This window comes from Thermomonas paludicola (assembly GCF_024498955.1).
Lineage (GTDB): Bacteria > Pseudomonadota > Gammaproteobacteria > Xanthomonadales > Xanthomonadaceae > Thermomonas > Thermomonas paludicola.
The window spans coordinates 2402846-2422905 of the sequence record NZ_CP093311.1 but is presented as its reverse complement, the minus strand read 5'-3'; the positions used below and the strand labels follow the sequence as shown (position 1 = coordinate 2422905).

Here is a 20060-nt window from a genome sequence, read left to right as displayed (position 1 = left end):
GCGAGGTCAGGAGTAGGCCATCGCGCGCCTGGCGGCGGCGACCACTTTGTCCACGCTTGGCAGGTACTTCATTTCCAGCCGAAACAGCGGGATGTGGGTGTCGTAGCCGGTGACGCGCTCGACCGGCGCCAGCAGGTCGAACAGGCATTCTTCGGCGACGCGGGCGGCGATTTCGGCACCGAAGCCGGCAGTCTTGGCCGCTTCGTGGACGATCACGCAGCGGCCGGTCTTGGCCACCGATTCGGCGATGGTGGGGAAGTCCAGCGGGGTCAGCGTGGCGACGTCGATGACTTCGGCGCTGATTCCTTCGGCAGCCAGTTTCTCTGCCGCCTCCAGGGTTTCCTTCACCTGCGCGCCCCAGGTCACCAGGGTGATGTCGCTGCCATCGCGCAGCACGAAACAGACGTCCAGCGGCAGCGCTTCGCCGTCGTCGGGAACCAGTTCCTTGTACTGCCGGTAGATCCGCTTCGGTTCCATGTAGATCACCGGATCCGGGTCACGGATCGCGGCCAGCAGCAGGCCGTAGGCACGCTGCGGGCTGGACGGCATCACCACGCGCAGGCCGGGCACGTTGGTGAAGATGGATTCGTTGGCTTCGGAATGATGTTCCGGCGCGCGGATGCCGCCGCCCCACGGCACCCGCAGCACCATCGGGCAGGTCAACCGGCCGCGGGTGCGGTAGCGCATGCGCGCGGCATGGCAGACGATGAAGTCGACCATCGGGTACATGAAGCCGTCGAACTGCGCCTCGGCCACCGGGCGCATGCCTTGCGAGGCCATGCCCACGGTCAGGCCGGCGATGGTGGTTTCGTCCAGCGGCGTATCCAGGATGCGCTCGGGGCCGAACACGGCCGACAGGCCGGCGGTGGCGCGGAACACGCCGCCATTGACGCCCACGTCTTCGCCCAGGACCAGCACGCGCTCGTCGCTGCGCAACTCGTAGGCCAGCGCCTGGGTGATGGCTTCGATCAGGGTGATGGGAGCAGAGGTCACCGGTTGCGCGCTCATGCCCGGCCCTCCAGTGCAATGGCAGCGTCGCGCTGCGCCAGCACGTCGGCCGGCATGTCGCCGTACAGGTAGTCGAACATCGCTTCCACCGGTTGTACCGGGGTATTCAAGTAGGCGTTGATCTCTTCGTCCACGCGCTTGCCGCACTCCTCGATCCAGGCTTTTTCCTGCGCTTCGTCCCACAGCTTCTGCTCGGCGAGGAAGGTGCGCAGGCGCAGGAACGGTTCCCTGGTCCACGCCTCCTTCACCTCGGCGTCGCCGCGGTAGCGGCGCGCGTCGTCGGCGGTAGTGTGGTCGTGCAGGCGATAGGTGATGAACTCGATCACGCTGCCGCCTTCGCCGCTGCGCGCGCGCTGGTGGGCGCGGCGCATGGCTTCCAGCACGGCGATCAGGTCGTTGCCGTCCACCTGCAGGCAGTGCAGGCCGCCGGCCAGGCCCTTCTGCGCCAGCGTCTCGGCGCCGGTCTGGGCCTTGCGCGGCACGCTGATCGCCCAGCCGTTGTTGACCACGCACAGCACCAGCGGCAGCGTGTAGGCGCCGGCCGAATTCACTGCTGCGTAAAAGTCGGTTTTCGACGAGCCGCCGTCGCCGCACACCGCCACCGCCACCCGGTCCTGCTTGCGCAGCTTGAAGCTCAGCGCGGCGCCGGAGGCCATCAGCATCTGGGTGGAAATCGGCACGCACCACGGATAGTCGTGGGCCGGTGCGCCGGTCAGCAGGTTGCCGCGCTCGTCGCCACCCCAGTACATCAGCACCTCGCGCGGGCGCATGCCGCGTGCGAACTGCGCGCCGTATTCGCGGTAGCTGGGCGCGAACACGTCCTCGGGCTGCATTGACGCGCCGATGCCGACGTGGGTGGCCTCGTGTCCCAGGCAGGCGGCATAGGTGCCCAGCTTGCCGGTGCGCTGCAGGGCGATGGCCTTGCTGTCGAAGGTGCGCAGGAACAGCATCTGCTTGAAGACCGGCAGCAGCGCCGCCGCGTCCGGTACCGCGGGCGGCAGCGGGGCGGCGAGGGTGCCATCGGGTTTGAGGTATTGCAGGTATTCGATTTGGAAGGTGGCGGCTGTGGTCATGATCGCCTGATTTTGCGGAACGATCCTGCAATGATACCGGGCCAGCCGTTCCTGCCCATTGCGCACTGCGGCATTGCAGCACGGGCGACGCCCATCAAGGCGCGCCGGCGGGACGCGTGCGAGAATCGCGCGATGAGCAGCGACGCCAACACCGCAAGCCGCAACCAGCGCGATCTGGAAGCCGACATCCACACCGACCTTGCCGGCCGCATCACGTACGCCGGTTACCTGCGGCTGGATCGGCTGCTGTCGGCGCAGCAGCCGCTGTCGAGTCCGCCGCAGCACGACGAGATCCTGTTCATCATCCAGCACCAGACCAGCGAACTGTGGCTGAAGCTGCTGATCCATGAGCTGGGCGCGGCCGTGGGCCACCTGCACAACGACCGGGTCTGGCAGTTCGGCAAGGCGGCGTCGCGCTGCAAGCGCGTGCTTGACCAGCTCACCGCGCAATGGTCGGTACTGGAAACGCTGACGCCGTCGGAATACATGCAGTTCCGTGACGTGCTGGGGCCGTCGTCCGGGTTCCAGTCATTGCAGTACCGCAGCGTCGAATTCCTGATGGGCAACAAGAACGCGGCCATGCTGAAGGTATTCGCGCACGATCCGGCCGGCCAGGCCGCGCTGGAAACGGTGCTGCGCGCGCCCAGCCTGTATGACGAATTCCTGCGCTATCTGGCGCGCTGGGGCCACGCCGTGCCCGATGCGCACCTGGTGCGCGACTGGGCGCAGCCGCACGTGCTGGATGAGGCGCTGCTGCCGGTATTCGAACGCATCTATGAAGACACCGGCCGCTACTGGCGCGAATACCAGCTGTGCGAGGACCTGGTGGACCTGGAAACCCAGTTCCAGCTGTGGCGTTTCCGCCACATGCGCACGGTGATGCGCATCATCGGATTCAAGCGCGGCACCGGCGGATCCAGCGGCGTGAGTTTCCTCAAGCGGGCACTCGATCTGACCTTCTTCCCGGAGTTGTTCGAGGTGCGTACCTCGATCGGCCCGGGGCGGGGCTGCCCTGCGGAATAGCGCCGCAACCCGGGCGCGCATTGCTGCGGTGCAGCATCTCCTGGGTTTGACGTAGACGGGATGCCTCGGCCATTCTCGACCGGTTCCGCGCCCGCCGTGGCCCGGTTCGACATCCTTATTCACGCATAACACGATGGGGGAAGCCGCATGAGCGGAGCCGCAACGACATCCACGCCGGGAAATCCACCGGAATTCCCACAGTTGATGGGACACCCGCGTCCGCTGTGGATGCTGTTCATGTCGGAATTCTGGGAGCGCTTCGCGTTCTACGGCATCCGCTGGGCGATGGTGCTGTACATCGTCGCGCAGTTCCACGGCGGCGATGCCTCTGGCGAAAAGCCCGCCAGCGAGCTGTACGGTGCCTACTTGGCGCTGGTGTACGCCGGCGCGATCTTCGGCGGCTTCATCGCCGACAAATTGATTGGCCACCAGCGCTCGATCCTGCTGGGCGCCGTCATCATGGCCACCGGGCTGTTCCTGCTGGCGATGCCGAGCGAGTCGATGTTCAAGCTGGGCCTGGCCACGGTCATCGTCGGCAACGGTCTGTTCAAGCCGATCATCTCCACGCTGGTGGGCAAGCTTTACGCACAGAGTGATGAACGCCGCGACTCGGGCTTCACCATCTTCTACATGGGCATCAACCTGGGCGCCCTGGTCGCCCCGCTGATCACCCAGTACCTGGCCAAGAAAATGTTCGGCATCGAAGACATGCCGGCCTACAAGGTGGTGTTCATCGCCGCCGGCATCGGCATGCTGCTCAGCCTGGTGTGGTTCTGGTTCGGTCGTCGCCAGCTCAAGGGCATCGGCATGCCCAGCGACCACCAGACCGGCCTGCGCAACGTCTCGCTGGTGCTGGTGGGCGGCGTGCTGATCGGCATTCCGGTGTTCTACACGCTGCTCACCATCGACGCCAACCTGCTGCAGTACATCCTGATGGCGCTGTTCGTGATTCCCGCGGTGATGCTGTTCCGCGAGGGCGTGCGTGAAGGCGGGGTGGCGCGCGACAAGGTGATGGCGATGCTGCTCATCTTCGTGTTCAACGTGCTGTTCTGGATGTTCTTCGAGCAGGCCGGCAGTTCGTTCAACTTCCTGGCCGACAAGATCGTCAACCGCGATATCGGCATGACCAGCCTGTTCCAGGCGCTGGCCGGCACCAATGATTTCCCGGTGTCCTGGTTCCAGTCGGTCAACTCGGTGGCGATCATCGCGCTGGCCCCGATCCTGGCCTGGCTGTGGGTCAAGATGGGCAAGAACAACCCGACCATTCCGCGCAAGTTCGGCCTCGGCCTGATCTTCAATGGCCTGGCGTTCCTGCTGCTGATGGTGGCGCTGAAGAGCATGGTCGATGATGCCGGCAAGATCCCGTTCTGGACGCTGTTCATGGTCTACGTGATCCAGTCGGTGGGCGAGCTGTGCCTGTCGCCGATCGGCCTGTCGATGACCACCAAGCTGGCTCCGGCCAAGCTCACCGGTTTCGCGATGGGTTGCTGGTTCCTGTCGATCGCGATCGGCAACAACCTGGCCGGCATCTTCGCCGGCAAGGTCAGCGGCGAGGGCGGCATGACCGTGGCCTCCGCGCATACCGGTTACACCTTCGGCTTCTATGCGCTGGTGGGTTCTGGCGTGGTGCTGTTCCTGATCGCGCCGCTGATCCAGAAACTGATGCACGGCGTGAAATAATCGAGCGCCATGTCGAAACACGAACGGCGGCCTTCGGGCCGCCGTTTGCATGTGCGTCCCGGTTGCCTGGCGCGCGTCAGTCGCTGGCAGGCAGGGTGGACGATTCCGCGCGCAGCTCCAGCTCGTCCAGCCGGTCGAGCAGGCGAAACAGCAGTTCGCGCTCCGTTCCCGACATCCCGGCCAGGATGAGTTTTTCGAATCCCAGCGCCAACGGCACCACCTGCTCGTAGATCACATGGCCGGCGTCGGACAGCCGCAGCACCGACCGGCGGCGGTCATCGTCGTCGAAATCGCGCAGCAGCCGCCCCGAGTCCAGCAGCTTGGCCACGGCCCGGCTCACTGCCACCTTGTCCATCGCCGTGCGCTGCGCCACCTGGTTGGCCGACAGGCCCGGGAAGCGGCCCAGCACGGCCATCACCCGCCATTCGGTGACGCCCAACGCGAAGCGCTGCGAGTACTCGCGCGCGATCGCGTCCGAGGTGCGGTTGGACAGCACGCTGAGGCGGTAGGGCAGGAATGTCTGCAGGTCGAGGGCGGTACGTTCGGGCATGGTGGTCAGGCCTGTTGAGCAATCACTTGAGATGGTTGCAATTGCAACTATAGAATGCGGATTCCCGGCGTTGAGGAGTCACACCATGAGCGCGCACCCCAATCTTGGCATGCAGCCGACCACATTCGAAAACCCGATGGGCATCGACGGTTTCGAGTTCGTCGAATACACCGCCCCGCAGGCGCAGCTGGGTCATCTGCACGACTACATCCGCAAGCTGGGATTCGTGCAAGTGGCGCGGCACAAGACCCGCCCGATCCAGACTTATCGGCAGGGCGACTGCACCTTCCTGGTCAATGAAGATCCGGATTCGTTCGCCGCGCGCTTCGCCGAACAGCATGGCCCGTCGGCCTGCGGCTTTGCGATCCGCATCAACACGCTGGCGGAGTGGGCGCGGGTGCAGGCGCTGAAGAACGGCGCGGAATCGTTCGACGCCAAGGATGAGTTGAGCAAAGCCGTGGCCGCGCCGGTGATCAAGGGAATTGGCGGCTGCATGCTGTACTTGGTGGATCGCTACGACAGCGAAGGCACCATCCATGACCCCGACTACGAATGGCTGCCGGGCGCGGAGAAAATGCCGGCCGGCTTCGGCCTGACCTTCATCGACCATCTCACCCATAACCTCTATCAGGGGAACATGGCGAAGTGGTCGGATTATTACGAGCGCCTGTTCAACTTCCGCGAAATCCGCTATTTCGACATCAAGGGCGCCAAGACCGGGCTGCTGTCGAAGGCGATGACCGCGCCGGATGGCATGGTGCGCATCCCGCTCAATGAATCGTCCGATCCGAAATCGCAGATCAACGAATACCTCGATCAGTACAAGGGCGAGGGCATCCAGCACATCGCCTGCTTCACCAACGACATCTACGACACGGTGGAGAAGATGCGCGCGGCCGGCATCGAGTTCCTGGACACGCCGGACACCTACTTCGACGTGGTGGACCAGCGCATCCCCAACCACGGGGAAGACCTGGAGCGGCTGCGCAGGAACAGCATCCTGATCGACGCCGATCCGGAGACCAAGCAGCGCAAATTGCTGCAGATTTTCACCAAGAACGCGCTGGGCCCGATCTTCTTCGAGATCATCCAGCGCAAGGGGAATGAAGGGTTTGGCGAAGGCAACTTCCAGGCCCTGTTCGAGAGCATCGAACGCGACCAGATGCGTCGTGGCGTGCTGTGATTTTCCAGCGCCCGTCCCGGGCATGACAGCCCGGGACGCGCGACTGCTTCCGGTTCGACACATCCACCACGCACGGGATCGCGCATGAGCATCGAAAGCACCGGCTACCAGACCGGCTTCGGCAACGAATTCGCCACCGAAGCCCTGCCCGGCACCCTGCCGGTAGGGCGCAATTCTCCGCAGCGCGTGGCGCACGGCCTGTACGCCGAGCAGCTCACCGGCACCGCGTTCACCGCGCCGCGCCACCAGAACCGGCGCAGCTGGCTGTACCGCATCCGCCCGGCGGCGATGCATGGCGAGTTCCAGCCGTTTGCACACGAGCGCTTCCACAACGCGTTCGGCGCTGGCCCGGTCACCCCGGAAAAGTTGCGCTGGGATCCCATGCCGATGCCGCCGGCGCCGGCCGATTTCGTCGAGGGCCTGTACACCGTGGCCGGCAATGGCGGCCCCGATCTGGGCACCGGCGTGGGCATCCACCTGTATGCCGCCAACCGCGACATGCAGGGGCGGTTTTTCTGCGATGCAGACGGCGAGTTGCTGGTCGTGCCGCAGCAGGGCCGGCTGCATATCGAGACGGAACTGGGCGTGCTGGACGTGGAGCCGCAGGAAATCGCGCTGATCCCGCGCGGCATCCGCTTCCGGGTGACGCTGCCGGATGGCGACGCGCGCGGCTATGTGTGCGAGAACTTCGGTGCGCTGTTCAAACTGCCCGATCTTGGCCCGATCGGCAGCAACGGGCTGGCCAATCCGCGCGATTTCCTCATTTCCAATGCCGCATACGAGGACGTGGAAGGCGGGTTCGAGTTGCTGACCAAGTTCCAGGGCCATCTGTGGCGCGCCGACATCGACCATTCGCCGCTGGACGTGGTGGGCTGGCATGGCAATTACGCGCCTTGCAAATACGATTTGCGCCGTTTCAACGTGATCGGCTCGATCAGTTTCGATCATCCGGATCCGTCGATTTTCCTGGTGCTGCATTCACCCAGCGATACGCCCGGCACCAGCAACGTGGATGTCGCGATCTTCCCGCCGCGCGTCCTTGCGATGCAGGACACCTTCCGCCCGCCGTGGTTCCACCGCAATATCGCCAGCGAATTCATGGGGCTGGTGCATGGCGAATATGACGCCAAGGCCGAGGGCTTCGCGCCCGGCGGCTGCTCGCTGCACAACTGCATGACCGGGCACGGCCCGGATGCGGCGACTTTCGAGAAGGCCAGCGCCATCGACACCGGCAAGCCGGACTACATCACCGACACCATGGCGATCATGTTCGAAACGCGCGCGGTGATTCGCCCGGTGGCGCAGGCGCTGGAGGCGGCGCATCGGCAGCGCAGTTACCCGGCCTGCTGGATGGGCCTGCGCAAGCGGTTTGACCCGCGCGGTTGAGTGCCTGCGCTGCGGCGGCGCTGTCCGTGGGCTGCGAAGTGCGCCTTTATACTGGGCGGCAATGAACAAGCAATCCGCCCAGCAGATCACCGTACTGGCACGCGCGCAGCGCGCGCTGGTTGACTTCTTCCGGCTCGAAGCGGCGGGTGGCATCGTGCTGATCGTCGCGGCGGTGCTGGCGATGGTCGGTGCCAATTCGTCGCTGGCGCATGCCTATGAAGTGCTGCGCGACACCCCGCTTGGCGGCGAGGGTTGGGGCAAGTCGCTGCACTGGTGGATCAACGATGGCCTGATGGCGGTGTTCTTCCTGCTGGTCTCGCTGGAGATCAAGCGCGAAGTGGTGTCGGGCCAGCTGTCCGACCGCGACCAGTTGCTGCTGCCGGTGGTGTGCGCCTGCGCGGGGGTGGTGGCGCCGGCGCTGCTGTACGTGGGGTTGAACCACGGTGATGCCGGTGCAATGCGCGGCTGGGCCATTCCCACCGCCACCGACATTGCGTTTGCGCTGGGCGTGCTGGCGCTGCTGGGCTCGCGCGTTCCGCTGGGAATGAAGCTGCTGCTGTCGACCATCGCGGTGGCCGATGATCTGATCGCGATCCTGATCATCGCCCTGTTCTATTCGCAGGGCATGTCGTGGATGGCGCTGGGAGGCGCGGCGCTGGTGACGCTGGCGATGTTCGTGTTGAACCGGCGCAAGGTCACGCAGCTGGTGCCCTATCTGGTGCTGGGTTTGCTGCTGTGGGGCTTCGTGCTGAAGTCCGGCCTGCATGCCACCCTGGCCGGGGTGGTGACCGGGTTGATGGTTCCGCACGTGGATCCGCGCAACGCCATCGATGATGCGGTGGAGCACTCGCCGCTGGAAACGCTGGAACATGCGCTGCATCCGGCGGTGGCGTTCGTGATCCTGCCGCTGTTCGCGTTTGCCAACGCGGGGTTGCCGGTTGGCCAGCTGCGCCTGGACGATCTGCTGTCGCCGCTGCCGGCCGGCATTGCCTTGGGGCTGGTGCTGGGCAAACCGCTGGGCATTGTCGGGGCCGCATTGGCGATGCGCGCGCTCGGATTTGCGCGTTTCCCGCAGGGCATGGATCTGCGCTCGATGCTGGGGCTGGGGCTGCTCTGCGGCATCGGCTTCACCATGAGCCTGTTCATCGCCTCGCTGGCGTTTGCCGAGCAACCGGCGCATTACACCGAAGGCGTGCTGGGCGTGCTGGGCGCATCGGTGGTCGCGGCCGTGCTCGGCATGCTGTGGCTGTGGCGCGCACTGCCACGCGCGGCGTCGGCCGGCTGAGTCAGCGCGCCAGCGGCACCACCAGCAGGTCGGTTCCCACGGTTTCCAGCAGGCGTTCGGCCACGCTGCCCATCAGTCGATCCAGCAAGGCCGTGCGGCCGTGGCTGGCGATCACGGTCAGCTCGGTGCTGGCAGTTCGCGCGTGTTCGCGCAGCAGGCGCACCGGGCCGCCGGCCTGCGCCAGCGAGGCCCAGCCCGTGGCGGCATCGCCCAGCGCGTGCGCCAGGGCGTCGCGGGCTTCGCGATCGGCGGACGCCTGCAACACCGCCAGCGCGTCTGCGCGCAGACCGTCGTTGAGGGCCAGCGTCGCCAGCGGCACCGGATAGCCGTGCAGCAGGATGCGGCTGGCGGCATCGTCGAACCAGTTTGCGGCCAGCTGCAGCGCGGCCGTGGCCGCCGCCGAATAGTCGCTGGCCACGGTCACCTGCCGATAAGCGCCGCGCACGCGATCATGCACGGCCAGCACTGGCCGCCCGGCATGGCGCGCCAGCCAGCGCAGGGTGGAGCCCGGCTCCATGCGCATCACCGCGTCGCTGCGCGAGGTGCCGGTGATGATCAGTCCGCAACCTGCGTCCGCCGCCGCCGCCGCGGCAACCGGCCCGGGCGCGCCGGTCACCACCCGGATCTCCACTGCGACACCGGCATCGGCCAGTTCGCGTCGGGCGATGCGTTCGAGGTAAGCGGCAGGGGTTTCCGGCGCCGGCGCATCCTGTGGCGCGTCGGCATCGTGGTACGCGCTTGGCAGGCTGAAACTGGCTTCTTCGGACTGTGCCACCACCACCACCAGTCGCGACTGCCAGTGCCGTGCCAGCTGGATGGCTCGCGCCTGCGCGCGATCCGAGCGTGCCGACAGGTCGGTGGCAAGCAGAATGGAGGCGGGTTTTGGGCGGATTGTCATGGCTGGCCGCTGCGCGTGGGATGGGATCGAGTGTAGTGAACGCGCCGGCCACTGTCCCGCGCGGCGTTCACCAGCGCAGGCCCAGCCTGCGATACAGCCAGGACAGGATCCACGCCGGGCCGACCAGCAACGCGTGCAGGCTGGCAGCCGGCGCGGGTGCCTGGTTGTCTGCGCGCCAGCGATCGCCGATGGATTGCGCGATCCACGCCGCGATCAGCACGCCCAGCGCCAGCCGCAGCAGCGTCGGCGCCCCCACGGCGTCGTGCAGGAAGCGCGTTGCCCAGGCCATCGCCACCAGCACCGCCAGCATGCCGAAGCCGATCGCGCGCGAGGCGCGGTAATAGAACATCCAGGCGCCAAACATCGCCAGCGCCGCCCACAGCCCCGGACGGAACAGGGTGCCGGGGGTGGGAACGCACCACAGCAGGGCGATCAGGCTCCACAGCAGCAACGGCGCGGTGATGCCGTGGATGAGCAGGGTGTGCGGTCGGGAATGCTGTTTCGCAAACGCCGCGAACCAGCGATCGATGGGGCGTTCAGGGTTCGTGTTCATGCCGTCCGGCTGGTGATGCACGCACGTCGAGCATACCCCGGCACGCGTTCAATCGACGCCGATGCCGGCCAGCTTTTCCAGCGCTTCGGCGTATTTGGCGCGGGTTTTGGCGATGACCTCGGCGGGCAGCGTGGGGCCCGGCGCGGTCTTGTTCCAGTCCAGGGTTTCCAGGTAGTCGCGCACGAACTGCTTGTCGTAGCTGGGTGGGCTGGTGCCGACCTGGTATTGCTCCGCCGGCCAGTAGCGCGACGAATCCGGCGTCAGCATCTCGTCCATCACGTAGAGCTTGCCGTCGGCGTCGGTGCCGAACTCGAACTTGGTGTCGGCCAGCAGGATCCCGCGCTGCGCCGCGTAGTCGCGGGCGAAGGCGTACAGCGCCAGCGTGGCATCGCGCACCTGTTCGGCACGTTCGCGGCCCACCAGATCCACGGCGGTGGCGAAGTCGATGTTCTCGTCGTGGTCACCCACTGCCGCCTTGGTGGACGGTGTGAAAATGGGTTCTGGCAGCTGCTGGGCCTGCTGCAGCCCTGCCGGCAGGGCAATTCCGCTGATCGCGCCGCTGCGCTGGTAGTCCTTCCAGCCGCTGCCGATGATGTAGCCGCGCGCGATGCACTCCACCGGGACCGGCGTCAGCTTCTTCGTCACCACCGCGCGCCTGGCGTACAGCGCGGCGTCCACGCCGGCCGGCAGCACCGAGGCGACATCGATGCCGGTCAGGTGGTTGGCGATGATGTGGGCGGTTTTCTCGAACCAGAAGTTGCTGATCTGGCACAACATCTCACCCTTGCCGGGAATCGGATCCGGCAGCACCACGTCGAACGCGCTCAGGCGGTCGGTCGCCACCATCAGCAGGTGACCGTCGCCGAGGTCGAACACGTCGCGCACCTTGCCGCGATGGATCAGGTTCAAGCCGGGCAGGTCGGACTGGAGCAGGGTGGTGGCCATGGGCGTGCGGTGCGCGAAAAGGGCGACCAGTTTAAAGCCGGGACGGCCCGCGCGCCCTGTAAACTGGGCGGATGAAGCGTTGGTACGGACAATTCTTCGGATTCATCGCAGGCTGGCTGCTGCTCAAGCATCCGGTAGGCGGATTTCTGGGCCTGCTGGTCGGCTATGCCTTCGACCATGACGTGTTCCGCTCGTCGCGCCGCAGCCACGCCGATGATGCCGGGCAGGCCGACTCCGCCGGCAATGCCGATGTGGACTGGGCGTATCAGGTGTTCAATCTGCCCGGCGATGCCAGCAGCGCCGACATCGACCGTGCCTATCGCAAGCTGATGAGCCAGTACCACCCGGATCGGGTGGCCGGCGCCGCGCCGGAGCTGCAGGCGCTGGCGGAACACAAATCGCGCGAAATCAACGCGGCCTACGACCGCATCCAGAAATTACGGAAGAAGTGACCATGCAACCGACCGTCATCGCCCCCTCCATCCTGTCCGCCAATTTCGCCAGGCTGGGCGAGGAAGTGGACAGCGTGATCAACGCAGGCGCCGAGTGGGTGCATTTCGACGTGATGGACAACCATTACGTGCCCAACCTCACCATCGGCCCGCTGGTGTGCGAGGCGTTGCGCAAGCACGGCGTCACCGCGCCGATCGACGTGCACCTGATGGTGGAGCCGGTGGACGGCCTGATCCCGATGTTCGCCGACGCCGGCGCCAGCCACATCAGCTTTCATCCCGAGGCCAGCAGGCACGTGCATCGCAGCGTGCAGCTGATCAAGTCGCTGGGCTGCCAGGCCGGGCTGGTGTTCAATCCTGCCAGCTCGCTGGACGTGCTGGACTACCTGCTTGGCGACATCGACTACGTGCTGCTGATGTCGGTCAACCCCGGCTTCGGTGGGCAGGCATTCATTCCCTCCACGCTGGACAAGCTGCGCACGGTGCGGGCGATGATCGATGCCAGCGGCCGGCCGATCCGGCTGGAAGTGGATGGTGGCGTCAAGCCCGACAACATCGGCGCGATCGCGCAGGCGGGTGCGGACACCTTCGTCGCCGGCAGCGCGATCTTCGGAAAATCCGATTACGCCGCCGTGATCGCGGCGATGAAGCAGGCGGTGGTTGCCGCGCGTTGAACCCGGCGCGGCACGGGCGAAGCCTGGGTTTGCAGCCGCCTCGAACCTTGGTGGAGCTGCCGGTGCCGCCTCGTCCCCGCGTGCAGCGCGGCCGACCCTTGGTCGAAGGTCACCGGCCAAGGTTGCCAGTTCACCAATAACGACTGGCTGTCGTTCCTGAAGGCGCACCGGATGGTGCCGAGCATGAGCTGCTGCGGGATCAGTGTGTCAAAGCTCCAGCACGAGACCGCTACGACGCCCAAGGCCGACGGGTGCGCCAGGACGTGGCCGGCGGCCAGCTGCAATACAGCCAATATGCCCAGGACGGACGGCTGGTCTGGCAACGGGATGAAACAACCAACCAGCGCATCGCCAATGCGTATCTGGCCGGCAGCCTGCTGGCGGAGATCAGCCGCCCGCTGGCCGGCAGCACGACCACCATCCGCTACCTGCACACCGACGCCCTGGGCTCACCCATTGCCAAGACCAGTGCAACGGGCGCTATCATCGAGACCAGCGAATACGAGCCGTATGGGAGGTTGCTGAACCGAGCCAACGACAACCGCGCCGGGTATACCGGGGGCGAGTTCAACTCCGTAACGCAACACCAGCGGTGGTAAAGGGGTTCAGGCGGTTTAGCCTGAGCAACCTCACCGCCAAGTGGAGTTGCCCATGGCCGCAAGCCGCCTGAACCTGCACGAACGATATCGCATCCACGCCCTGCACGAAGCCTGTTTCAGCATCAGATCCATTGCCCTGATGCTGGAGCGTGCACCCAGTACAATTAGCCGCGAGCTTCGCCGCAACCGGACTGGCCGGCGCTACCAGCCGAATGTGGCGCATCAATTGATGCAGCAGCGCCGCCTGCGTGCCAGCCGGCGCGGACGCATCGACGCCGAGTGCATTCGACAAATCGAAGCCCTGCTGGCCGAAGACCACAGCCCCGCACAAATTGCCGGGCGCGCCGGGCTGGCCAGCCACGAGTGGATCTACCAATACATCTACGCCGACCAACGCCGAGGCGGCACGTTATTCAAACAGCTGCGCCGACGCCGTCGCAAACGCCGCAAGCGCGGTCTGCGTGACGGCCGCGGCCAGTTGCTGCATCGTCGTCATTGGTCGACGCGACCCGCCATCGTGGAAACCCGCAGCCGCATTGGCGACTGGGAGCTGGACACCATGCGCGCCGCCAGCGGCAAGGCGGTGGTCGTCACCATGACCGAACGTCGCAGCCGCCTGCATTTGCTTGCCTACTCGCCAGATGGCACCGCCGAGAACGTGCGCAATGCCATCCTGCGCCGCCTCGGCAGGTTGCGTCGGGTTGTGCACACGCTGACCTCCGATAACGGCAAGGAATTTGCCGACCATCCGTTCATCGCCTGCGCACTGAAGAGCGATTTCTACTTCGCCGATCCCTACTCGGCATGGCAGCGCGGCAGCAACGAAAACGGCAACGGCCTGGCGCGCCAATACTTGCCACGCAGCATGGACTTCAGCACCCTCACCGACGATTATCTGCGTTGGGTCGAGCAGCGCTTGTACAACCGCCCCAGAAAGATACTCGGCTTCAAAACGCCCCTCGAAGTCCTCAACGGGGAATCAATCAACACTGTTGCGAATCAGAGTTGAACTCGCCGTATTTGATTCCATCCACAAAGTGGCAAATGACAAAACTTTGGATGCCATAGGCTATCGTGATCCATCGATGTTCTACGAAAAAACGAGCGTGGCGAATTTTCTTCCCTGTGCCTGATTAGGGGAAAACAGAAAACAGGGGCACCATTTCAACAACAAGAACCGGGACACCCACCAATCAGTAGCTCCCTGATGCTTGGGTGGGTTTTCTCCGACCTGCGAAAGCAATTTGCATCCTGATCGCCCATAACGCACAAGGCCCGCAACGCAAGTTGCGGGCCTTGTCGTTTGCGGGGTTGTGATGCGCGGCTACTGATGCGCGGCGATGACCGAATCCAGCACTTGGCTCATCGTGCTCTCCGTGAAAAGGTAGCACCTGAGCAGGAAATCACTGGGTCATTACAGGTCATTACAGGATTGCCATGCCATTGGCCTTGGCCCACGCAGTGAAGGCCTCGCCCAGGAACTCCGGGCCGTTGTCGGTGCGCAGCACCTGCGGCAGCGGTCGCTCCTGGCGGATCTGTTCGAAGATGCGGACCAAGCGTTGCGAAGTGATTGAGGTATCGACTTCGATATGCACGATCTCCCGGTTGAAGTCGTCGATGATGTTGAAGGTGCGGAAGCTGCGGCCACAGGCCAGCGCATCAAGCATGAAGTCCGCTGACCAGACGGTGTCGGGATGCTCAGGCACGTACAGCGGCACGCGCTCGCGTTTGGGCAGGCGTCGGCTCGCGGCACGGCGCAGGTTGAGCTTCATGGCGCAGTACACCCGGTAGATCCGCTTGTCGTTCCAGTGCGGATGGATCTTCTCCAGGCGTTGGCAGCACTTCCCGAACCCACGGCTGGGGCGTTCCTCCACCAGCTTCGCCAACGCGGCAATCAGTTCGGCATCACGCACCGTCCAGTCCAGCGGCGGCGCATACCATGCCGAGCGCGACAGGCCGACACAGTCGCAAGACCGGCGAAGCGGGCGCCCCTGCGTCTCCACAAGGAAGCGAACCGCCTCGCGCTTCTGCGCCGGCCCTACAGTTTTTTTGCGATCAACTCCTTCATCGCCGCATTGTCGAGCGCCAGCTCGGCGTACATCCGCTTGAGCTTGGCGTTCTCGGCTTCCAGATCCTTCACCCGCCTCAGGTCCGACGCCTCCATGCCGCCGTACTTCGACTTCCATTGGTAGTAAGTGGCGGTGCTGATCCCGGCTTGGCCCGCAGACGGTGGTCGTGGGATGAATCCGTCTGGGGCTGGGGCCATTCCGTTCAAAGATGGGTTTGTGCAACAAAGCCCGTTTGCACCATTGCACCGGCTGCCGCTAAAGTTGGGCACATGAACCGGGCAATCCCTTCGTTTGAGCACAGCTGGCGATGGTGGCGTGGCAATGCCGCCCCGTTCGCTTTCATGCCTGTTTCGAAGGACGCCCTACGTGATCACGCACGCCCAGTTCGACCAGCACGCCGCTGACGGCTTCACCCTTGTCCCGGTGGTGCGCGAGGTGCTGTCCGACCTCGATACGCCGCTGTCCGTGTACCTGAAGCTGGCCGACGGCCCGCATACCTATCTGTTCGAATCGGTGGAAGGTGGCGAGCGCTTTGGGCGCTATTCCATCATCGGCCTGCCGGCACGCCGGGTATATGAGTTCCGCGATCGCACGCTGGCGGTGCGCGAGTGTGGCGAGATCGTGGAAACGCGCGAGGTGGCCGACCCACTGGCGGAAGTGGAAGCCCTGCGCGCCGCGCACCGGGTACCCAAGGTCGCGGGTTTGCCCGGCTTTGCCGGCGGGCTGGTGGGCTGGTTCGGCTTCGAGTGCGTGGAGTACATCGAGCAGCGCCTGCAGGCCAACCCCAAGCCGGATGAGCTGGGAACCCCCGACATCCTGCTGATGCTCAGCGAAGAAGTCGCGGTGTTCGACAATCTCAAGGGTCGCCTCTATCTGATCGTGCACGCCGACCCGCGCGCGCCGCAGGCGTGGGCGCGCGCCAACCGTCGGCTGGATGCGCTGGCGCATCGCCTGCGCCACGGCGGCGCCGGCTATCCGGAAACCTTGCAGCCGGCGGCGCTGGACGAAGCGCATTTCCGCTCCGGCTTCACCCGCGAGGGCTTCCTTTCCGCAGTGGCGAAAGCCAAGGAGTACATCGCCGCTGGCGACGTGTTCCAGGTCGTGCTGTCGCAGCGGTTGTCGGTGCCATTCAATGCGCGCCCGGTGGACGTGTATCGCGCGCTGCGTGCACTCAACCCGTCGCCGTACATGTACTTCCTCGATGTTGGCGGCACCCAGGTGGTGGGCTCATCGCCGGAAATCCTGGTGCGCCTGCAGGACGGCAAGGTCACCGTGCGCCCGATTGCCGGTACCCGCCCGCGCGGCAGGACGGTGGAGGAGGATCAGGCGCTGGAAGTCGAGTTGCTGGCCGATCCGAAGGAGCGCGCCGAACACCTGATGCTGATCGATCTGGGCCGCAACGACACCGGCCGGGTCAGCCGCGCCGGCAGCGTGGAGGTGGGCGAACGCTTCGTGATCGAGCGCTACAGCCACGTCATGCACATCGTCAGCGAAGTCACCGGCACGCTGCAGCCGGGCCTGAGCTATGCCGACGTGCTGCGCGCCACGTTTCCGGCCGGCACCGTGTCCGGCGCGCCCAAGATCCGCGCGCTGGAGATCATCCGCGAACTGGAGCCGGTCAAGCGCAACGTGTATGCCGGGGCGATCGGTTACATCGGCTGGCACGGCGATGCCGATACCGCCATCGCCATCCGCACCGCGGTGATCCAGGACGGCAAGCTGCACGTGCAGGCCGGCGCCGGCATCGTGTTCGATTCCGATCCCGAAAAAGAATGGGACGAAACCATGAACAAGGGCCGCGCCCTGTTCCGCGCGGTGGCGCAGGCCGCGCAGGGGCTGTAATCCCGCAGCGCGAACATTACGAAACGTTCATCCGGCGGCAAGCCTGGGGTGAGGGGCGGGGCGGCATCCTGCACATGCGCTGGGGATCTCCCCCAACGAACCCAGATCCCGAGAGGAAACCGCAATGAACACCCTGAGCAAGTCCCTGATCGCCGTTGCATTGGCCGGCCTGACCGGCGCCGCGTTCGCTGCCACCCCGGCGACGCCTGCCACCCCGGCCGCGCCTGCCAAGGCTGCCGCTGCCAAGGCGGCCCCCGCCAAGCACGAGGCGAAGAAGGCCCCGGCGAAGAAGGCCGCTGATGCGTCGGCAAGCATGGCCACCCCGGCGGCCCCGGCCAAGAAGTAAGCCCCGCGCGCCGGCTGCCCCGCGCGTCGGCGCTCGCTTGAAGCATTTCCTGTCTTTCGAGGACATCCGCATGAATATCCTTCGCCAATCCCTGCTCGCCGCGGCCTTGACCGCGCTGACCGGTGCTGCCCTTGCCGCCGTGCCGGCCGCGCAGTCCAGCACCGCCCCCGCCCAGCCCGCCGCCAGCAGCACGCCGGCCAAGTCGGCCACCGCGCCGGTCAAGCACAAGAAGCATCACCGCAAGCACCACAAGGCGGGTCCGGCCCAGGCCGCCGCGCCGGCCCCGGCCAAGAGCTGAGTCAGTCCGGCGCTCCCCCGGGGCGGCATGCAGGGCGTCTTCCCCCTGCCGTGCCGCCTCGATCGCCGCATTGGCCGCATGCCCCGCAGACGCAAGCCTGCGGGGTATGCTTTTTGTGAAAGGGAGTTGCCATGCGCGTTCTGTTGGTCGAAGACGATGCCCACACCGCCGGCTTCATCGCCAAGGGTCTGCGCGAGGACGGGCATGCGCTGGATCATGCCGACGATGGCAGGCAGGGGCTGTTCCTGGCCAGTACCGAGCGCTATGACGCGGTCGTGCTGGATCGCATGCTGCCGGGGCTGGACGGGATGACCCTGCTGCGCACCCTGCGCGGCGCCGGCAACCACGTCCCCATTCTCCTGCTGACCGCGCTTGGCGATACCGAGCACCGCGTCGAAGGCCTGCGCGCCGGCGCCGACGATTACCTGGTCAAGCCGTTTGCGTTTGCCGAATTGAGCGCGCGCCTGGACGGCATCGTTCGCCGCAGTCGCGGCAGCGGTGAGCGCGAACCCACCCGGCTGCAAGCGGGTGGGCTGCAGCTGGATCTGCTTGCGCGCGAGGCCCTCCGTGATGGTCGCCGCATCGAACTGCAGCCACGTGAATTCCGCCTGCTGGAATACCTGATGCGGCATGCCGGGCAGGTGGTGACCCGGACGATGCTGTTGGAAGCCGTGTGGGACTATCACTTCGACCCGCAGACCAACGTCATCGACGTGCACATCAGCCGCCTGCGGCAGAAGATCGACCACGGATTCGACAAGCCGCTGCTGCATACCGTGCGCGGTGCTGGCTACCGGTTGGGCGAATGAGGCGGTTCCTGTCCTCCACCAGTGGCCGGCTGGCGCTGGTCGTGATGGGATTTTTCCTGGCTGCCTTCGTGCTGATCGGCGCGGGCGTGTATTACGCGGTGTCCACCCTGCTGCTGCATGATGTTCGTGAACTGGTGCGCAGCGATGCCATCACGCTGGTCGATATCTACCGTGAAGGCGGGCGCGCGGCACTGCTGGCGGAGCTGCAGGAACGCGTCCACGATGCCGATGGCGATCCGGATGCGGTGTACGCACTGGTCGAAGCAAACGGAACCAGCTTGCTGGGCAGATTGCCGGATCTGCGCACGCCGGGGCGGCGTGGACGCTGGGTGGAATTCAGCGAGCACGCCCCGGAGCCGGGGCAGACCGTGCATGTGCTGGCCTTTGAACAGGCCATGCGCGGTGGCGAGGTCCTGCTCGCCGGGCAACGCCTGCAAGCGCAGGATCACTTGCTGTCGCTGATGCAGCAGGCGGCGCTGTTGGCGTTGCTGGTCACGGTTGCACTGGGCGCCCTGGTGGGCTGGCTGATCTCGCGCTGGGTGGCGCGCCGGCTGCGCAGTCTGGAGGCCACGGTGGCTCGCGTGAGCAGCGGCGAGCTGAACCTGCGCGCACCGCTGGATCACAGTGGCGACGCCTTCGACCAGGTGGCGCAGCGTTTCAACGCAATGCTGGATCGCATCGAGGACTTGCTGGGCGGGGTGCGGCATGCCACCGACCACATCGCCCATGACCTGCGCACGCCGTTGACGCGGCTGCGCAATCGATTGGAAGACCTGCGCCAGCAGCAGCACGGCATCGGCGCGCAGCGCAAGCTGGACAAGGCGCTGGCGGAAACCGACCAACTGCTGCTGGCCTTCGGCGCGCTGTTGCGGCTGGCCAGGATCGAGGCGCAGGCGGCCGGTGAGGACGCGCCGCTGCTGGATCTGCGCGCCGTGATCGAGGATGCGGTGGACATGTACGCGCCGATTGCGGCCGAGCGGGGCAGCCGGATGTTGCTCTCGCTGCAGGATGCGGCCGTGCGCGGGGATCGGGATCAGCTGTTCCAGCTGGTGGTGAACCTGCTGGACAATGCGTTGAAGTACGCGCCGGCTGGCGGCGACGTGGACGTGGCGCTGGACGCCACGCCGGGCTTCGCGCTGCTGCGGGTTGCCGATCACGGCCCGGGCATTCCGCAGGCCGAGCGCGCGCGCGTGTTCGACCGCTTCCAACGCCTGGAGACGCACCGAGGCTCGCCCGGCATCGGCCTTGGGCTGAGCCTGGTTCGCGCCATCGTGCAGCACCACGGCGGGCGCATCGTGTTGCTGGACAACGCCCCGGGACTGCGCGTGGAGATCATGCTGCCATCGCCATGAGTACGGGTCGCCGGGCGCGGGCTTGCGTTATCCTG

The 20060-nt window shown here is 65.8% G+C and carries 22 protein-coding genes; 14 read left to right on the top strand and 8 right to left on the bottom strand.

All coding sequences use genetic code 11. The annotated features are described in order from the left end of the window. Positions 1 to 6 precede the first annotated feature (6 nt). Positions 7 to 1008 (bottom strand): alpha-ketoacid dehydrogenase subunit beta, encoded by a 1002-nt coding sequence (locus tag LIW09_RS11400; RefSeq protein WP_256645736.1) that lies wholly within the window; start codon positions 1006 to 1008, stop codon positions 7 to 9. Continuing rightward, the gene (locus tag LIW09_RS11395) at positions 1005 to 2081 is read right to left on the bottom strand and encodes a thiamine pyrophosphate-dependent dehydrogenase E1 component subunit alpha (RefSeq protein ID WP_256645735.1); all 1077 of its coding nucleotides are present in this window, start codon (positions 2079 to 2081) and stop codon (positions 1005 to 1007) included. Before LIW09_RS11395 ends, LIW09_RS11400 begins: the two co-directional genes overlap by 4 nt. A 132-nt stretch (positions 2082 to 2213) precedes the next feature. Between LIW09_RS11395 and LIW09_RS11390 the strand changes: the two genes are divergently transcribed. Both LIW09_RS11390 and LIW09_RS11385 read left to right on the top strand, forming a co-directional pair. Further along, positions 2214 to 3104, top strand: a complete 891-nt coding sequence (locus LIW09_RS11390; protein ID WP_256645734.1) for a tryptophan 2,3-dioxygenase — start codon at positions 2214 to 2216, stop codon at positions 3102 to 3104. Between the two features lie 147 nt (positions 3105 to 3251). Then, on the top strand, positions 3252 to 4784 hold the full coding sequence (locus tag LIW09_RS11385; RefSeq protein ID WP_256645733.1) for a peptide MFS transporter: 1533 nt from the start codon (positions 3252 to 3254) through the stop codon (positions 4782 to 4784). 76 nt (positions 4785 to 4860) lie between these two features. Here the strand turns inward: LIW09_RS11385 and LIW09_RS11380 are convergent, their stop codons facing one another. Continuing rightward, on the bottom strand, positions 4861 to 5334 hold the full coding sequence (locus LIW09_RS11380) for a MarR family winged helix-turn-helix transcriptional regulator (RefSeq protein WP_256645732.1): 474 nt from the start codon (positions 5332 to 5334) through the stop codon (positions 4861 to 4863). 85 nt (positions 5335 to 5419) lie between these two features. Here LIW09_RS11380 and hppD point away from each other — a divergent pair, with 85 nt between their 5' ends. The 3 genes from hppD (at position 5420) to nhaA (ending at position 9188) form a co-directional block, all read left to right on the top strand. Beyond that, on the top strand, positions 5420 to 6517 hold the full coding sequence (gene hppD / locus LIW09_RS11375) for a 4-hydroxyphenylpyruvate dioxygenase (RefSeq protein WP_338064818.1): 1098 nt from the start codon (positions 5420 to 5422) through the stop codon (positions 6515 to 6517). A gap of 84 nt (positions 6518 to 6601) precedes the next feature. After that, complete coding sequence (hmgA, locus tag LIW09_RS11370) at positions 6602 to 7903, top strand: homogentisate 1,2-dioxygenase (RefSeq protein WP_256645731.1); 1302 nt, start codon at positions 6602 to 6604, stop codon at positions 7901 to 7903. A gap of 61 nt (positions 7904 to 7964) precedes the next feature. Next, positions 7965 to 9188, top strand: a complete 1224-nt coding sequence (gene nhaA, locus LIW09_RS11365; RefSeq protein WP_256645730.1) for a Na+/H+ antiporter NhaA — start codon at positions 7965 to 7967, stop codon at positions 9186 to 9188. Position 9189: 1 nt separating this feature from the next. Here nhaA and LIW09_RS11360 read toward each other — a convergent pair whose 3' ends face one another. The 3 genes from LIW09_RS11360 to LIW09_RS11350 form a co-directional block, all read right to left on the bottom strand. After that, a complete protein-coding gene (locus tag LIW09_RS11360; protein ID WP_256645729.1) occupies positions 9190 to 10086 on the bottom strand; it encodes a universal stress protein in 897 nt (298 codons plus the stop codon). A gap of 67 nt (positions 10087 to 10153) precedes the next feature. Continuing rightward, positions 10154 to 10639 (bottom strand): Mpo1-like protein, encoded by a 486-nt coding sequence (locus LIW09_RS11355; protein ID WP_256645728.1) that lies wholly within the window; start codon positions 10637 to 10639, stop codon positions 10154 to 10156. Between the two features lie 48 nt (positions 10640 to 10687). Beyond that, positions 10688 to 11584, bottom strand: coding sequence for a phosphoribosylaminoimidazolesuccinocarboxamide synthase (locus LIW09_RS11350; RefSeq protein ID WP_256645727.1), 897 nt, complete (start codon positions 11582 to 11584; stop codon positions 10688 to 10690). A gap of 71 nt (positions 11585 to 11655) precedes the next feature. Between LIW09_RS11350 and LIW09_RS11345 the strand changes: the two genes are divergently transcribed. The 4 genes from LIW09_RS11345 (at position 11656) to LIW09_RS11330 (ending at position 14318) form a co-directional block, all read left to right on the top strand. After that, a complete protein-coding gene (locus LIW09_RS11345; RefSeq protein WP_256645726.1) occupies positions 11656 to 12036 on the top strand; it encodes a J domain-containing protein in 381 nt (126 codons plus the stop codon). A gap of 2 nt (positions 12037 to 12038) precedes the next feature. After that, complete coding sequence (rpe, locus tag LIW09_RS11340; protein WP_256645725.1) at positions 12039 to 12710, top strand: ribulose-phosphate 3-epimerase; 672 nt, start codon at positions 12039 to 12041, stop codon at positions 12708 to 12710. Positions 12711 to 12961: 251 nt separating this feature from the next. Further along, positions 12962 to 13309 carry a hypothetical protein gene (locus LIW09_RS11335; protein ID WP_256645724.1) on the top strand — a complete coding sequence of 116 codons (348 nt, stop codon included), beginning with the start codon at positions 12962 to 12964 and terminating at the stop codon, positions 13307 to 13309. Positions 13310 to 13361: 52 nt separating this feature from the next. After that, the gene (locus LIW09_RS11330) at positions 13362 to 14318 is read left to right on the top strand and encodes an IS30 family transposase (RefSeq protein ID WP_256645723.1); all 957 of its coding nucleotides are present in this window, start codon (positions 13362 to 13364) and stop codon (positions 14316 to 14318) included. A 415-nt stretch (positions 14319 to 14733) separates the two neighbouring features. On the opposite strand, the gene LIW09_RS11325 is transcribed toward LIW09_RS11330, so the two are convergent. Both LIW09_RS11325 and LIW09_RS11320 read right to left on the bottom strand, forming a co-directional pair. Beyond that, positions 14734 to 15222, bottom strand: a complete 489-nt coding sequence (locus LIW09_RS11325) for a DDE-type integrase/transposase/recombinase (RefSeq protein ID WP_256645722.1) — start codon at positions 15220 to 15222, stop codon at positions 14734 to 14736. A gap of 125 nt (positions 15223 to 15347) precedes the next feature. Next, on the bottom strand, positions 15348 to 15575 hold the full coding sequence (locus LIW09_RS11320) for a transposase (RefSeq protein ID WP_256645721.1): 228 nt from the start codon (positions 15573 to 15575) through the stop codon (positions 15348 to 15350). A gap of 169 nt (positions 15576 to 15744) precedes the next feature. Here LIW09_RS11320 and trpE point away from each other — a divergent pair, with 169 nt between their 5' ends. The 5 genes from trpE (at position 15745) to LIW09_RS11295 (ending at position 20025) form a co-directional block, all read left to right on the top strand. Further along, positions 15745 to 17220 (top strand): anthranilate synthase component I, encoded by a 1476-nt coding sequence (trpE, locus tag LIW09_RS11315; RefSeq protein WP_256645720.1) that lies wholly within the window; start codon positions 15745 to 15747, stop codon positions 17218 to 17220. A gap of 124 nt (positions 17221 to 17344) precedes the next feature. Further along, entirely contained in the window at positions 17345 to 17566 is a 222-nt protein-coding gene (locus LIW09_RS11310) for a hypothetical protein (protein ID WP_256645719.1), read from the top strand. A gap of 70 nt (positions 17567 to 17636) precedes the next feature. Then, complete coding sequence (locus LIW09_RS11305; RefSeq protein WP_256645718.1) at positions 17637 to 17864, top strand: hypothetical protein; 228 nt, start codon at positions 17637 to 17639, stop codon at positions 17862 to 17864. 131 nt (positions 17865 to 17995) lie between these two features. Continuing rightward, positions 17996 to 18673: a response regulator transcription factor gene (locus tag LIW09_RS11300; protein WP_256645717.1), complete on the top strand. Its 678-nt coding sequence runs from the start codon at positions 17996 to 17998 to the stop codon at positions 18671 to 18673. After that, positions 18670 to 20025 (top strand): sensor histidine kinase, encoded by a 1356-nt coding sequence (locus tag LIW09_RS11295; protein WP_256645716.1) that lies wholly within the window; start codon positions 18670 to 18672, stop codon positions 20023 to 20025. The genes LIW09_RS11300 and LIW09_RS11295 overlap by 4 nt, the downstream gene beginning before the upstream one ends. Positions 20026 to 20060 lie beyond the last annotated feature (35 nt).

Bases quoted from the DNA above. Each gene is read 5' to 3' on its own strand.
- LIW09_RS11390 (WP_256645734.1), top strand. From the start codon at position 2,214: ATGAGCAGCGACGCCAACACCGCAAGCCGCAACCAGCGCGATCTGGAA.
- LIW09_RS11355 (WP_256645728.1), bottom strand. From the start codon at position 10,639: ATGAACACGAACCCTGAACGCCCCATCGATCGCTGGTTCGCGGCGTTT.
- rpe (WP_256645725.1), top strand. From the start codon at position 12,039: ATGCAACCGACCGTCATCGCCCCCTCCATCCTGTCCGCCAATTTCGCC.
- LIW09_RS11310 (WP_256645719.1), top strand. From the start codon at position 17,345: ATGAACACCCTGAGCAAGTCCCTGATCGCCGTTGCATTGGCCGGCCTG.
- hmgA (WP_256645731.1), top strand. From the start codon at position 6,602: ATGAGCATCGAAAGCACCGGCTACCAGACCGGCTTCGGCAACGAATTC.
- LIW09_RS11400 (WP_256645736.1), bottom strand. From the start codon at position 1,008: ATGAGCGCGCAACCGGTGACCTCTGCTCCCATCACCCTGATCGAAGCC.
- LIW09_RS11295 (WP_256645716.1), top strand. From the start codon at position 18,670: ATGAGGCGGTTCCTGTCCTCCACCAGTGGCCGGCTGGCGCTGGTCGTG.
- nhaA (WP_256645730.1), top strand. From the start codon at position 7,965: ATGAACAAGCAATCCGCCCAGCAGATCACCGTACTGGCACGCGCGCAG.
- hppD (WP_338064818.1), top strand. From the start codon at position 5,420: ATGAGCGCGCACCCCAATCTTGGCATGCAGCCGACCACATTCGAAAAC.
- LIW09_RS11380 (WP_256645732.1), bottom strand. From the start codon at position 5,334: ATGCCCGAACGTACCGCCCTCGACCTGCAGACATTCCTGCCCTACCGC.
- LIW09_RS11300 (WP_256645717.1), top strand. From the start codon at position 17,996: ATGCGCGTTCTGTTGGTCGAAGACGATGCCCACACCGCCGGCTTCATC.
- LIW09_RS11360 (WP_256645729.1), bottom strand. From the start codon at position 10,086: ATGACAATCCGCCCAAAACCCGCCTCCATTCTGCTTGCCACCGACCTG.
- LIW09_RS11345 (WP_256645726.1), top strand. From the start codon at position 11,656: ATGAAGCGTTGGTACGGACAATTCTTCGGATTCATCGCAGGCTGGCTG.
- LIW09_RS11385 (WP_256645733.1), top strand. From the start codon at position 3,252: ATGAGCGGAGCCGCAACGACATCCACGCCGGGAAATCCACCGGAATTC.
- LIW09_RS11330 (WP_256645723.1), top strand. From the start codon at position 13,362: ATGGCCGCAAGCCGCCTGAACCTGCACGAACGATATCGCATCCACGCC.
- LIW09_RS11320 (WP_256645721.1), bottom strand. From the start codon at position 15,575: ATGGCCCCAGCCCCAGACGGATTCATCCCACGACCACCGTCTGCGGGC.
- LIW09_RS11350 (WP_256645727.1), bottom strand. From the start codon at position 11,584: ATGGCCACCACCCTGCTCCAGTCCGACCTGCCCGGCTTGAACCTGATC.
- LIW09_RS11395 (WP_256645735.1), bottom strand. From the start codon at position 2,081: ATGACCACAGCCGCCACCTTCCAAATCGAATACCTGCAATACCTCAAA.
- LIW09_RS11305 (WP_256645718.1), top strand. From the start codon at position 17,637: ATGAATATCCTTCGCCAATCCCTGCTCGCCGCGGCCTTGACCGCGCTG.